This is a genomic window from Mesorhizobium sp. B2-3-10 (assembly GCF_006442275.1).
In the GTDB taxonomy this organism is placed as follows: Bacteria; Pseudomonadota; Alphaproteobacteria; order Rhizobiales; family Rhizobiaceae; genus Mesorhizobium; species Mesorhizobium australicum.
In genome coordinates this window covers 916,785-930,099 of the sequence record NZ_VFVT01000001.1, presented here as the reverse complement: position 1 = coordinate 930,099, position 13,315 = coordinate 916,785, and the positions used below count along the sequence as shown (strand labels likewise).

The window sequence follows — 13,315 nt, the reverse complement described above, 5'->3', positions numbered from 1 at the left end:
CGGACATGCTGTCGCCGGACAAGGCCCGGCGCCGGCGCCCATGCGCTACTGCGTCCCAGCGGTGGCTTCGCCGATCAGTTTTTTGATGGTCGCCTGGTCGGCCTCGACCGGATGGACCTCGTCGCCTTCCTTCACCAGTTCCTGGCCGGCAACGATGATGCGCGCATCGGCCGGGATGCCCCCAAGCACGAGACCGGTCGGCGTATCGTCGACCAGATCGATCGGGAAGAACGCCACCTTGTTGTCCTTTCCGACGGCGCGGATGCCGAGGTCGCCCTTGTCGCCGAGCGTCACCACCGAGCGCGGCAAAAGCACCGCGTCGGTCGGCAGCGCGCTGAGCTGGATTTCGGCCGTCATGCCGGCCGGCACCGAGCCATCGGCATTGGGGATGGCAATCTCGACACGGAAGGTGCGGGTCGCCGACGAGGCGTCGCGGCTGATATAGCGCACGGTGCCTTCGACGGTCTGGCCGCTGACCAGCCGAACGCTGGCCTTGTCGCCGATCTTGAGATAGCCGAGGTCGCGCTCGCTGATTTCGCCGCGCGCGATCACCGGATCGAGCTTGAGGATCGTCGCCACCTCGCCGCCCTGCATGACGGAGCTGCCGAGTTCCACCGGCACCCGGTCGATGACGCCGTCGAACGGCGCCTTCACTTCGTTGCGGTCGAGCTCGGCCTGTGCGGTGTCCAGCTGCGATTGCGCCTGGGTCAGGTTGGAGCGGGCGGTGTCGAGCTGCAGCTTCGGCAAATTGCCTGTCTTGGCCAGACGCTCGGCGGCGTCGAGTTCGGCCTTGCGCTGCGCCACAAGCTGCTTGGCGTTGTCGACCATCGAGATCTTTTCCTCGGCGGCGAGCATCAGCACCAGGTCGCCGGTCTTGACGTGGTCGCCCTGCTTGACCGGCAGCTTGTCGATGACGCCGGCGACGCGGGTTGCCAGCACCGCGCGCTTGTCGGCTTCGGTCAGCCCGGAAATGCGGATGGCGCGCGCATAGGTCTTTCGCGGCGGCGTCACCACAGCGACGGTACGCAGCGGGGCCTTCGGTTCGGCTTCCGCCGTCTTCGGCTTGCTCGCGTCCGGCGTCTTGCCCTGCTCGGCTTCGGCTGCCTTGGCCTTGTTCGCCGCTACGCTGCCGACCGACGAGAACTCGCCTGTCGCCATCCACGCCGCGAAACCGATGAGCACAACAATGGCTGCAAGCTTGTGAAACCTGATTTTAGGCATCGTCATTTTTCCACTGCGGGTTCGGCCAGCACCGCGTCTGATGACGCGGGCGCGTCGCCGATATGGGTGCGCGCTCGACCGTGTTCAAATTGCCGTGATCGGCGAGCGCGCTTCTACATCAAAGTTGCATCGCAATATAGCCCCAAAGTTGCAGCAGCATTGCGTAGCCGAACAAGGTGTGGCCGCCATGAAACGGTACTTCGTCACTTGCCAGGCTACTTGGTGAAGCCGGCCGCCGGCTCACGATCCGGCTCTGAAACATCGTCCACCGGAGACCAGCGCGGCTCGCCACAGGCCCGCCCGGCCGTCTCCGAAATATAGCCGCGATCCGCATTGCGTCGCCGATCGAAGTGCAGGCACAAACCGACGATCCGCGTCAGTGTGATCGGCGAGGGGCAATGATCGAGACACCATAACACTCGACTAAAGGGCTGGAATTGTTCGAAAAAAAGGCACGGCAACCTTTCAGGTCAGGTTTGCCGCCGCCAAGGCCCCGAGGTCGAACCTGATGCTGAAAAACTCAACGCGCCCGCATTCTTACGCCTTGGACCATCGCGTCGCGATACGCGCGACATAGGGCTCGGCACGAGACAGGTGCGGGAACACCGGGTGTGTTTCGTCCCATTCGCAATTCGGGTCGAGCATTGCGCCCGATCCCTTCGGACGTCTTCCGCCCGGCGTCATCTGACCATTGGTGGCAACAGGCGTCAGCATGATGACGGCTCTTCCGCACGCCAAGGTTGCTGTCACGCCAGCAGCGCTGGACTACGCGCTGCTGCGGAGACCCCGCCATGCCGCCGGCGGGCTCAGGCCCGACGGCGCTCTGCCTCCGGATTCTTGCGAACGGCGAGAAACTCCTTCACGCGACGGCCCGGTGCTGGACCGCGGACCGGCTTGAAACCGTCGTCGAGTTCGCCCGAGAGATCGAGCGTGGCATGCTTGCCGACGGCAGCGTAATTCTCTTCAAGCCAGTCGCTGGCGGCGGTGCGGCCGAGGTCGCGCAGATAGGTCAGGAAGGCCCATTCGGCATTGACCTTCGAGGATGCCGACAGATCCTTGAACGCCTCGTCGGCATCGATGCGGTGCATGCGGATGTCCCGGTATTCGCCATGCGGCAGACGCCCGGCGGCGATCAGTTCCTTGACGAAGGCGATCGAGCGGAATTCGCGCAGCAGCCCGGCATTGAAGGTGATCTCGTCGATGCGGTTCTGGATCTCGTTGGCGCTTCTCGGTGTTCCCTCGCGCACCACCGGGTTGATCTGCACCAGAAGCACGTCCTCGGTCGCCGCCGTCTTGAAGAATGGATAGAGCGCCGGATTGCCGCCATAGCCACCATCCCAATAGGGCACGCCCTTGATCTCGACAGCACGGAACAGTTGCGGCAGGCAGGCCGAGGCCATCACTGTGTCGAGATCGATCTCGCCATCGGAAAACACTCGCAACTGCCCTGTCTCGACATTGGTGGCGGAGATGAACAGTTCCATCGGCTTGCAGGCATGGACATTCCCGAAATCGATCTCCCGCGCGACGACGTCGCGCAGCGGATTGAGGCCGAGCGGGTTGGCGACATAGGGCGAGAATACCCGCGACATGGTGTCGAAGAAGACATAGCCCGGCGTGTTCTCGATCGACCAATTGCCCCAGGCGACATCCCACGGCATGCGTTGCACCGGGCTGAACCGTCCCTTCGCCGCCACCGCGCGCCAGAAATCGTCCAGCTTCTTGCGCGCGCCCTCGACCCCGCCTCTGACAAAACCGTCAGCCAGCGCCACCGCGTTCATCGCGCCGGCACTGGTACCGGACACCGCCGATATCTCCAGCCTGCCATCCTCCAGCAGCCGGTCGAGCACGCCCCAGGAAAAGGCGCCATGCGAGCCGCCACCCTGGAGAGCGATGTTGATCTTCTTCTTTTCCTCCTTGCCGTTCTTCGTCATGGCGTTCCTGTCATCCTGATACGCCAGCCCGCCCCCCAACGTCATTCGAAGGAAGCAGCTATCGCCAGCTTATGTTGCAGTGCAGCATATAAGGATGGGCCAAGGCAAGAACACGAACACGCTCGCGTGATCACATGAAATTTCGGTCATGCGAAAGCCAATCGCTGCATGCGGAGAGACCGCGGCTTTCGAAACAGACATGAAGCCAGGCAAATGGGAGCTAGGCGACGAGGTCCGGCACAGGCCCGATATAGCGTGACTGCGGACGGATCAGCCGTCCGGTGGTCTGCTGCTCGCGCGCGTGCGCGACCCACCCGGCGACGCGTCCGGCTGCGAAGACATTGCTGAACGCCTCGGGCGGAAACCCTGCCGCTTCCAGCACCAGTGCGGTGTAGAATTCGACATTGGTCTGCAGCGAACGCTGCGGCTTGGCGACCCGGAGCACGTCGAGCGCGGTTTGCTCGACCGTCTCGGCGAAAGCCAGCCGCCTGCCGGTGTCGCCCTCACCGCCAAGCTTGCGCACCACCGCTTTCAGGACATCGGCACGCGGATCGCGCACGCGGTAGATGCGGTGACCGAAGCCCATGATGCGTTCGCCATGCGCGATCTCGTCGCGCAGCCAGGTGGCCGCATCGCCATGCGCGGCGATGGCGTCGAGCATCTCGATGACCGGGCCGGGCGCGCCGCCATGCAGCGGCCCCTTGAGCGCGCCAAGCCCGGCCAGCACCGACGATGTCAGGCCCGCCAGGGTCGAAGCGACGACGCGGGTGGCGAAGGTCGAGGCATTGAGGCCATGATCGCAAACGGTCACCAGATACGTGTCGAGCGCGTTTGCCAATGCCGGCGACGGGACCGATCCCCTGAGCATCCGCAACATGTCGGTGGCATGATCCGCCTTGCCGTCGGGTGCGATCGGCTGCTCGCCGCGCCGCAGGCACAGCAGGGCCGGCGTCAGCACCGCCGGCGCAGCGATCAGCCGCAAGGCGTCCGCCAGCGTTTCGCCATCCGGCAGCAAGGCCATGCCGGCGCGCATGGCGCTGTAGATTTCGAGCGGCGCCAGCAGGCGCAGCGAAGGCGCGAGCCGGTCGAAGACCTCGGTGCGTGCCTCGCCCAACCTTGCCGCCAGTTCGGCGTCACCGGGCAGATCGTCGAAGAAGCCGTCCAGCAGCAGGCGGACGACCCGGGCGTAACTCCATCGTCCAGCCAAGTCCCCAAGCGAATGGCCTCGGATCGTCAGGCGGCCGCCCAGGCCATCCACGTCGGACAGCACGGTTTCGGCCGCCACCACATCATCGAGCCCGTTCGCCATGGCCTTGTCTCCTTGAAGCTTTTCCTGGTGGGAGATAAGGATGGGCGCCATAAGCATCAATCTTGATCAATAGAATCAATATCCGAGCTCGATATGTCCGAATGGTTGTCGCGGGAAGAGGCGCTGGAAAGGCTCCGGGTGAGGCCGCAGACGCTCTATGCCTATGTCAGCCGCGGCCGCATCGGCATGCGCCCGGATCGGGCCGATCCGCGCCGCAGCCAGTACCGCGCCGACGACATCGCGGCGCTGGCAACGCGAAGGGCGCGCGGGCGCAGCCCCTCGGCCATTGCCGAAAGCGCGATCGCCTGGGGCGAGCCGTCGCTCGTCACCGCGATCTCGACCGTCTGGCACGGCAACCTCATCTATCGGGGCCGGGATGCCGTTGCGCTGTCCGACCATGCCACGCTGGAAGAAACCGCTGGACTGCTCTGGGCTCTGTCCGGCCCGGTCCATTTCGAAGCATCGCCACCAGATGCGCCGCGCCCGACCGGCCGCGCCCAGGCGTTCGTGCAACTCGCTTTGCTTGCCGGCCAGGCGCGGTCTTCGCTTGGACGAAATGCTGCCTCGCTGTGCACTGATGCCGCACGCGCGATCGGTGTGCTGGCCAGCGCCCTCGGTGCCGAGGCGGGGCCGGAACCGGTGCACCAGCGATTGGCGCGGGGCTGGTCGGTGGACGATGAAGGCGCGGATGCGATCCGGCGTGCGCTTGTGCTGCTTGCCGATCACGAACTCAACGCGTCGACCTTCGCGGCCCGCGTCGCCGCCTCGACCGGAGCCTCGCCCGCCGCTTGTCTGCTGGCCGGCCTGACGACACTGTCAGGTCCCCGCCACGGCGGCGCCGGCGAAGCCGTGATGCAACTCGCCGAAGACGCGGGACGGCATGGTGCCGATGCCGCGATCCGGCGCTGGCTTGGCCACGACCGGCCACTGCCGGGATTCGGCCACCAGCTCTATCCCGAGGGCGATCCCCGGGCCACGGCGCTTCTGGCGGCCTTCGACAACACCGATGAAACATTGCGGTCGCTGGAAACCGCCGCCATGGCGGCGACCGGCGCCCAACCGAATATCGATTTTGCCCTGGCCGTGCTGGCGCGCAGCCTTGGCTTGCCGCGCGATGCACCGTTCCACCTCTTCGCGCTTGGACGCAGCGTCGGCTGGGCGGCACATCTGGTCGAACAGATCGTGAGCGGCAGCATCATCCGGCCGCGCGGCCGCTATGAGGGATTGCTGCCGTAAATCGCGTGAGCGCTATGCGCTCATGACATCGTGTCGAGCTTGCGCTGCATGGCCGCGATCTGGTCCTTCAACTGCTGCAGATCGTCGGACTTCTCCGGCGCGTCCTTCCTGGCCGGCTCGGCGGGGGCCGCTGCCGGTGCCGGGCCCGCGGGCGGAAAAGGCGTGAACAGCCGCATCGCGTTCTGGAACATTTCCATGTTTCGGCGCGTCTGTTCTTCCAGCGCCTTGATCGGTGTCGCCATTTTCATAACGTCCAGTGGCGACTTGCCGATGGCGCCCTTCATCTGCTCGCGGAACCGCTCTTGTTCCTTGGAAAAGGCGATCATCGATTGCTCGAGGAAACTCGGCACGATCATTTGCATCTGGTCGCCGTAGAAGGCGATCAGCTGGCGCAGGAACGGGATCGGCAGCATGTTCTGCCCGTCCTTGTTCTCCAGCTCGAAGATGATCTGGGTCAGCACCGGATGCGTGATGTCGTCGCCGGTCTTGGCGTCCTGGACGGTGAACTCCTCGCCCTTCTTGACCATCTCGGCCAGATCCTCGAGCGTCACATACGTACTCGTCCCCGTATTATAGAGGCGGCGATTGGCGTATTTCTTGATAATGATAGGGTCGTCTTTTGCGGCCATCTGCATCCTCCCCGGACACCGGCGCGCCTGAGTAAGCAGCCGGTAACGATTGCGCCTTTTTCGAGGATATGCGCAAAAGCCTCATAATTCCAAGCAGTTTGTGCACTGCGGGATCACATAATGCTGCATAGCAGGCAAAATATGCTGCGCGGCAGCGACCGGACCGCCGACACCGCGATGCGCGGCCCGCTTGCGGCGCATCGGCGCCATGCCGATTTCCGGTTTGACTTGGGGTTGGGAAAGGGCAAAAAAGTCCTCAACGGCACAACAACACCCTTGAAGTCTGGAGAAGAAAATGTCCGCTTCCATTGTCATTGCCAGCGCCGCGCGCACGGCTGTAGGCTCCTTCAACGGCGCCTTCGCCGCCACGCCCGCGCATGAGCTCGGCGCCGTCGTCGTGCAGGAACTTTTGGCGCGTGCCGGGGTCGAACCGGCCGAGATCGACGAGGTCATCCTCGGCCAGGTGCTGACCGCGGCGCAAGGCCAGAACCCGGCCCGCCAGGCCTCGATCCTTGCCGGACTGCCCAAGGAGACCACCGCCTGGGGCCTCAACCAGGTTTGCGGTTCGGGCCTGCGCGCCATCGCGCTCGGCATGCAGCAGATCGCCACCGGCGACGCCAAGGTGATCATTGCCGGCGGCCAGGAATCGATGTCGCTGTCGCCGCACGCCGAGCACCTGCGCGCCGGCGTCAAGATGGGCGACTACAAGATGATCGACACCATGATCAAGGACGGGCTGTGGGACGCCTTCAATGGCTACCACATGGGCAACACCGCCGAGAACGTCGCCCGCCAGTTCCAGATCACCCGCGACGACCAGGACCAGTTCGCACTGGCCTCGCAGAACAAGGCCGAGGCCGCGCAGAAGGCGGGCAAGTTCAAGGACGAGATCGTCGCCTTCACCATCAAGGGCAAGAAGGGCGATACGGTTGTCGATCAGGACGAATACATCCGCCACGGCGCCACGATCGATGCCATGACCAAGCTGAAGCCGGCCTTCGACAAGGATGGCACGGTGACCGCCGCCAATGCCTCCGGCATCAATGACGGTGCCGCCGGCGCGCTGCTGATGAGCGAAGCGGAAGCCGCAAGGCGTGGCATCACCCCGCTGGCGCGCATCGCCTCCTGGGCGACCGCCGGCGTCGATCCGGCGATCATGGGCACCGGACCCATTCCCGCTTCACGCAAGGCCTTGGAACGGGCCGGTTGGTCGGCAGGGGATCTCGACCTTGTCGAGGCCAACGAGGCGTTCGCCGCACAGGCCTGCGCCGTCAACAAGGACATGGGCTGGGACCCCTCGATCGTCAACGTCAATGGCGGCGCCATCGCCATCGGCCACCCGATCGGCGCCTCGGGCGCCCGCATCTTCAACACGCTGGTCTTCGAAATGCGCCGGCGCGGCGCCAAGAAGGGACTGGCCACCCTATGCATCGGCGGCGGCATGGGCGTCGCCATGTGCGTGGAGGCTTTCTGATAGACTTTGGACGGGCGGCGCAAGCCGCCCGTTTCACATGTGGTGCCTGTAGCAAATCCAGTGCCTGCCAAGCCCGACAACAGGGCAATTTCAAAAAGGGGAAATGCATGACCAAGGTTGCAATCGTCACGGGTGGATCGCGTGGCATCGGCGCGGCGATCTCGATCGCTTTGAAGAACGCCGGCTATTCGGTTGCCGCGAACTACGCCGGCAACGACGAGGCGGCGGCGAAGTTCAAGGCGCAGACCGGCATTCCGGTCTACAAATGGTCGGTCGCCGACTATGACGCTTGCGCGGCCGGTATCAAACAAGTCGAGGCCGACCTCGGCCCTGTCTCGGTGCTGGTCAACAATGCCGGCATCACCCGCGACGCCATGTTCCACAAGATCACCCGCGAGCAGTGGAAAGAGGTGATCGATACCAATCTGTCCGGTGTCTTCAACATGACCCATCCGCTGTGGGGCGGCATGCGCGACCGCAAGTTCGGCCGCGTCATCACCATCTCCTCGATCAACGGCCAGAAGGGCCAGGCCGGTCAGGTCAATTACTCCGCCGCCAAGGCCGGCGACATCGGCTTCTCGAAGGCGCTCGCCCAGGAAGGTGCCCGCGCGGGCATCACCGTCAACGTCATCTGCCCTGGCTACATCGCCACCGAGATGGTCAAGGCAATCGACGAAAAGGTGCTCAACGAGCGCATCATCCCGCAAATTCCGGTCGGCCGCCTTGGCGAACCGGAAGAGATCGCGCGCTGCGTGGTCTTCCTCGCTTCGCAAGATGCCGGCTTCATCACCGGCTCGACCCTCACCGCCAATGGCGGCCAATACTTCGTCTGAGACGTCTGCTCGCGCAGTCCAACGCTGCGGATCCATGCGTGCCCTGCGATAAGCGGACCGGAAAATCGGTCCGCTTCCAAATGGCGCCTGACTCTTGGAAGACGCCGCTGTGACGCAATGCCCCAATCCGGCACGCAAAGGTTAATGCCGGTAGGCGCGTCTGCGCGAACCCTGTGATTAAGCCTGTGGATTCTCGGTGGATAAGCTGTTCACAAGACAAGATATTGAGGGAACAAAAAGAGAAAATACGGCCGGCGCTGCTTTGTCGCCGATTCGTTCCGGCTTTGAGCCCAATGTTAAGATTAATGGCTGGGATAAGCTGCTATTCTTTAACGTCGAGTTTAGAAAGATTAACAGTTTCATAAGTTTAACGGGCGCGCACCGAATCGCCCTCATCGTTCCCGGCGAAAGTTAACGGCAGGACCCGCCCAGCATAAAACGGGCCAGTTCGGTGATTCAGCATGTGGTGAGACTCGTGGTCACGAAATCCATATCTAGCCGTGAACAAAAGCTGAATCTTACGGAGTCGCCGATTCGTCGCTGATTCGTTCCAGACTCGTTCCAACTGTTAAGCAGGGGCTGATTTGCGGAGTGAGGCGGGCGTCTCCGGAACCCTGCCGGAACATTCTGCTTTCGCTTCGCGCCCGAAATCCCTATGTGTCGGCTGTCATACGCGCCGTCCTGGCACGCTCCCGACCACGAGAGGCCAGAAAGCCTTATTTCCGAGCCGATGAACATCCAGCCGAAACACACCGAGCCGCTGATCCTGTCGGGCCGCGACGTGACCGCCGTGCTTGGGCCGACCAATACCGGCAAGACCCATCTCGCCATCGAGCGGATGGTGGCGCACGAAACCGGTATCATCGGCCTGCCGCTGAGGCTGCTGGCCCGCGAGGTCTACACGCGCGTCTGCGAAAAGGTCGGTGCCAACAAAGTGGCGCTGATCACCGGCGAGGAGAAGATCCAGCCGCCGGGCGCCAGATATTCGGTCTGCACCGTCGAAGCCATGCCGCGTGAAACCGACGCCGCCTTTGTTGCCATCGACGAGGTGCAACTGGCCGGCGACCTCGAACGCGGCCATATCTTCACCGATCGCATCCTGCATCTGCGCGGCCGTCAGGAGACGCTGCTGCTTGGTGCCGCCACCATGCACGGTATCCTGCAGCGCTTGCTGAAAGGCGTCTCGGTAGTGACGCGGCCGCGGCTGTCGCATCTGGCCTATGCCGGCTCCAAGAAACTGACCCGCTTGCCCAGGCGCACCGCGATCGTTGCCTTCTCCGCCGACGAGGTCTATGCCATCGCCGAACTCATCCGCCGCCAGCAGGGTGGTGCGGCCGTCGTGCTCGGGGCGCTGTCGCCCCGCACCCGCAATGCTCAGGTGGCGCTGTTCCAATCGGGCGATGTCGACTATCTCATTGCCACCGATGCGATTGGCATGGGCCTCAACCTCGACCTCGACCATGTCGCCTTCGCCCAGAACCGCAAGTTCGACGGCTACCAGTACCGCAATCTGACGGCGGCCGAACTCGGCCAGATCGCCGGCCGCGCCGGCCGGCATCTGCGCGATGGCACGTTCGGCGTCACCGGCCAGGTCGATCCGCTGGACGAGGACCTCGTCCAGAAGATCGAGGGCCATGACTTCGACCCGGTGAAGGTGCTGCAGTGGCGCACCGCCCAATTCGATTTCGCCAGCCTCGATGCGCTGAAGCGCTCGATCGAGACCAACGCCCCGGTCGAGGGCCTGACACGCGCGCTGCCGGCCGTTGATGCGCAAGCGCTCGAACATCTCTCCCGCGACGAAGACATCCGCGCGCTCGCCACCAACGCCAAGCGCGTGGCGCTGCTGTGGGAAGCCTGCGCCCTGCCCGACTATCGCAAGATCGCGCCTGCCCAGCATGCCGACCTCATCGCCTCGATCTACATGGACCTCGCCCGGCAGGGCCATGTCGACGAGAACTACATGGCCGAACAGGTGCGCCGCGCCGACACCACCGAGGGCGACATCGACACGCTGTCGCACCGCATCGCCCAGATCCGCACCTGGACATTCGTGTCGAACCGGCCCGGCTGGCTGGCCGATCAGGCACACTGGCAGGAAAAGACGCGCGAAATCGAAGACAGATTGTCGGATGCGCTGCATGAGCGGTTGACGAAACGCTTCGTAGACCGCAGGACTTCCGTCCTCATGCGGCGCCTTAGAGAAAATACCATGCCTGAAGCCGAAATCAGTCCTACCGGAACCGTCCTTGTCGAAGGCCATCATGTCGGCGAGTTGCAAGGGTTCCGCTTCACCGCCGACCAGACCGCCGGCGGCGAAGACGCCAAGGCCGTGCGCACTGCCGCGCAAAAGGCGCTTGCCGCCGAGTTCGAGGCACGCGCGGAGCGCTTCGGCGCCTGCGCCAATGGCGATCTCGCGCTCGGTTCGGACGGCACGCTGCGCTGGATCGGCGCGCCGATAGGCACGCTGGTCTCGGGCGAAGACGCGCTGAAGCCGCGCCTGGTGTTGCTGGCTGACGAACAGCTGACGGGCCCGGCGCGCGACAAGGTCGCGGCGCGCGCCGAACGCTTCGTCAATTTCCAGATCGAGTCGTTGTTGAAGCCGCTGGTCGATCTGAAAAACGCCGAGCAGATTTCCGGCATCGGCCGTGGCATCGCTTTCCAGCTGGTCGAGAATTTCGGCCTCATCAACCGTCGTGACATCGCCGAAGAGATGAAATCCTTGGACCAGGAAGGCCGCGCGGCGCTGCGCCGGCTTGGCGTCCGCTTCGGTGCCTACCACGTGTTCGTGCCGGCGCTGATCAAGCCGGCACCCGCCGGGCTGGTGACGCTGCTGTGGGCGTTGAAGAACGACGGCAAGGACAAGCCAGGCTTCGGCGACGTCGTCCACGCGCTGGCGTCGGGCCGCACCTCTGTTGTCATCGACCCGGCCTTCGACAAGGCCTTCTACAAGCTCGCTGGCTACCGCAATCTCGGCCGCCGCGCCGTGCGCATCGACATTCTGGAGCGGCTGGCCGACCTGATCCGCCCGGCGACCAACTGGAAGCCCGGCCTTGGCCAGCGTCCGGACGGCGCCTATGACGGCCAGTCCTTCATGGTGACCCCGCCGATGATGTCGATCCTTGGCGCCACCGCCGACGACATGGAAGAGATCCTCAAGGGTCTTGGCTATCGCGCCGAGCCGAAGCCGGCCGCGGAAGTCAAGGCACGGCTGGAAGCGCAGGACAATGCCGCGCGGGAAGCCGCCGCGGCCAGGCAGGCAGCCGAAGAAGCAGCCCGCGCGGAACAAGCCAAGGCGGCGGAAGAGGCGGCTTCGCCGGCCGCCGAGGGAGTTGAACTGGTGCCGGATGCGGCAACCGACGTGGAGACGGAGGTTCCAGCCGAAGTCGCCGCCGACGCGCCGGTGGAAGCTGTCGCGCAAGAGCAGGCGGAAGCCACCGCTGAAGTTGCGGAGGAACCTGTAGCCGAAGCCGCTGTTGAAGCCGCCGAGCCGGCGCCGGTTGAGCCGCGGGCCGAACCTGAAACTGCCGAGCCCACCGAGGAAACCGCAGCGGCGGAGCCCGCCGTCGAAGCCTCCGCGTCGACTGAAGCCGCCGAACCGGCTGCAGTGGCGGAAGCCGCCGGCGAACCCGTGCCGGAAGCCGAAGCGCCAAAGCCGATCCTGCTGTGGCGCCAAGGTCGCTTCGACCAGCGTCCGCGTCATCGCGACGGCCGCAACAACCGGCCGCAAAACGGACAGGCGCGCGGCCGAAGCAACGCGCCGGCCGGCGGCGAACAGGCAACAGCCGCGCCCGCGGACCGTCCCACACACGAAGGACGCCGCGACGGCGCCGGAAAGCCGCGCTTCGACCGCTCGAAGTTCAAGCCCAAGCCGCAAGCTGAGGGTGCTGAGCGCCGCGACGGCCGCCCGCAGGGCGAGCGTCCCGAGCGCCGCGAAGGCCGGCCAGACTGGAAGGGCGGCAGGCCGGAAGGCAAGGGTGCCGATCGCGGCGGAAAGCCCGCTTTCCAGCCCAAGCCGCGCGAGGAGCGCCCGGTGCGTTTCGATCCGGACTCACCCTTCGCCAAGCTCGCCGCCTTGCGCGACCAATTGAAGAAGTAAACTCGCTTCGATGGTTGCTGAAGGCCGTCAGCGCATCGACAAATGGCTGTTCTTCTCGCGCGCGGTGAAATCGCGCTCGCTGGCGGCCAAATTGGTGGTCGCCGGCCGCGTGCGCATCAATCGCGACAAAGCAGCGCAGGCCTCCGATCTGGTCAAGCCAGGCGACGTGCTGACCATCACACTCGACCGGCGTATCTTCGTCTGGAAGGTGCTCGGCGCTGGCGCGCGGCGCGGCCCGTCCGACGAAGCCCGCACCCTTTATCAAGACATGTCGCCCCCGCCCGCACCGAAGGGCGACGCCCCGCCCGATGCTATCGCGGCGCTGCGCCAGGCAGGCAGCGGCCGCCCCACCAAAAAAGAGCGTCGCCAGACCGACCGATTGCGCGACGAAGATTGAGCCTGCCGATCGACGCAGATGTGCGCTCCCGCGGCAACGGCAACCAAAGCGAATTTTGCACCGGCAAACCAACGTCGGTGAGGGATGCGGGACCGTCGCGGCACCGCCGACCTGAAATTCAATTCCCAAACTCTGGCGCCGCTGGGAATGGCTACCCTTGCAAGCAGCCCATAAAGGCGTTACCTC

12 protein-coding genes are annotated in these 13,315 nt (G+C 64.8%); 6 read left to right on the top strand and 6 right to left on the bottom strand.

What is annotated here, in order from left to right; all coding sequences use genetic code 11:
- Positions 1-45 precede the first annotated feature (45 nt).
- The 4 genes from FJ943_RS04695 to FJ943_RS04685 form a co-directional block, all read right to left on the bottom strand.
- The gene (locus FJ943_RS04695) at positions 46-1,221 is read right to left on the bottom strand and encodes an efflux RND transporter periplasmic adaptor subunit (protein WP_140720041.1); all 1,176 of its coding nucleotides are present in this window, start codon (positions 1,219-1,221) and stop codon (positions 46-48) included.
- 537 nt (positions 1,222-1,758) lie between these two features.
- Positions 1,759-1,935 (bottom strand): hypothetical protein, encoded by a 177-nt coding sequence (locus tag FJ943_RS29540; RefSeq protein ID WP_181171150.1) that lies wholly within the window; start codon positions 1,933-1,935, stop codon positions 1,759-1,761.
- Between the two features lie 92 nt (positions 1,936-2,027).
- The gene (locus tag FJ943_RS04690) at positions 2,028-3,155 is read right to left on the bottom strand and encodes a patatin-like phospholipase family protein (protein ID WP_140720039.1); all 1,128 of its coding nucleotides are present in this window, start codon (positions 3,153-3,155) and stop codon (positions 2,028-2,030) included.
- A 220-nt stretch (positions 3,156-3,375) separates the two neighbouring features.
- Positions 3,376-4,464, bottom strand: a complete 1,089-nt coding sequence (locus tag FJ943_RS04685; RefSeq protein WP_140720037.1) for a citrate synthase/methylcitrate synthase — start codon at positions 4,462-4,464, stop codon at positions 3,376-3,378.
- A gap of 93 nt (positions 4,465-4,557) precedes the next feature.
- Between FJ943_RS04685 and FJ943_RS04680 the strand changes: the two genes are divergently transcribed.
- A complete protein-coding gene (locus FJ943_RS04680) occupies positions 4,558-5,700 on the top strand; it encodes a citrate synthase (RefSeq protein WP_140720035.1) in 1,143 nt (380 codons plus the stop codon).
- 20 nt (positions 5,701-5,720) lie between these two features.
- Here the strand turns inward: FJ943_RS04680 and phaR are convergent, their stop codons facing one another.
- Together phaR and FJ943_RS04670 are read right to left on the bottom strand one after the other, a co-directional pair.
- Positions 5,721-6,329: a polyhydroxyalkanoate synthesis repressor PhaR gene (gene phaR, locus FJ943_RS04675; protein WP_140662681.1), complete on the bottom strand. Its 609-nt coding sequence runs from the start codon at positions 6,327-6,329 to the stop codon at positions 5,721-5,723.
- An 81-nt stretch (positions 6,330-6,410) separates the two neighbouring features.
- Positions 6,411-6,638, bottom strand: a complete 228-nt coding sequence (locus tag FJ943_RS04670) for a hypothetical protein (protein WP_140662680.1) — start codon at positions 6,636-6,638, stop codon at positions 6,411-6,413.
- Here FJ943_RS04670 and FJ943_RS04665 point away from each other — a divergent pair.
- From FJ943_RS04665 to FJ943_RS04645, 5 genes are all read left to right on the top strand, one after another.
- Positions 6,625-7,803, top strand: a complete 1,179-nt coding sequence (locus FJ943_RS04665) for an acetyl-CoA C-acetyltransferase (protein ID WP_015315306.1) — start codon at positions 6,625-6,627, stop codon at positions 7,801-7,803. The genes FJ943_RS04670 and FJ943_RS04665 overlap by 14 nt on opposite strands.
- A gap of 107 nt (positions 7,804-7,910) precedes the next feature.
- Positions 7,911-8,636, top strand: coding sequence for an acetoacetyl-CoA reductase (phbB, locus tag FJ943_RS04660; protein ID WP_015315305.1), 726 nt, complete (start codon positions 7,911-7,913; stop codon positions 8,634-8,636).
- A 196-nt stretch (positions 8,637-8,832) separates the two neighbouring features.
- Positions 8,833-9,051: a hypothetical protein gene (locus FJ943_RS04655; protein ID WP_140720034.1), complete on the top strand. Its 219-nt coding sequence runs from the start codon at positions 8,833-8,835 to the stop codon at positions 9,049-9,051.
- 315 nt (positions 9,052-9,366) lie between these two features.
- Positions 9,367-12,732 (top strand): helicase-related protein, encoded by a 3,366-nt coding sequence (locus FJ943_RS04650; protein WP_140720032.1) that lies wholly within the window; start codon positions 9,367-9,369, stop codon positions 12,730-12,732.
- Positions 12,733-12,742: 10 nt separating this feature from the next.
- Complete coding sequence (locus tag FJ943_RS04645; RefSeq protein WP_140720030.1) at positions 12,743-13,129, top strand: RNA-binding S4 domain-containing protein; 387 nt, start codon at positions 12,743-12,745, stop codon at positions 13,127-13,129.
- Positions 13,130-13,315 lie beyond the last annotated feature (186 nt).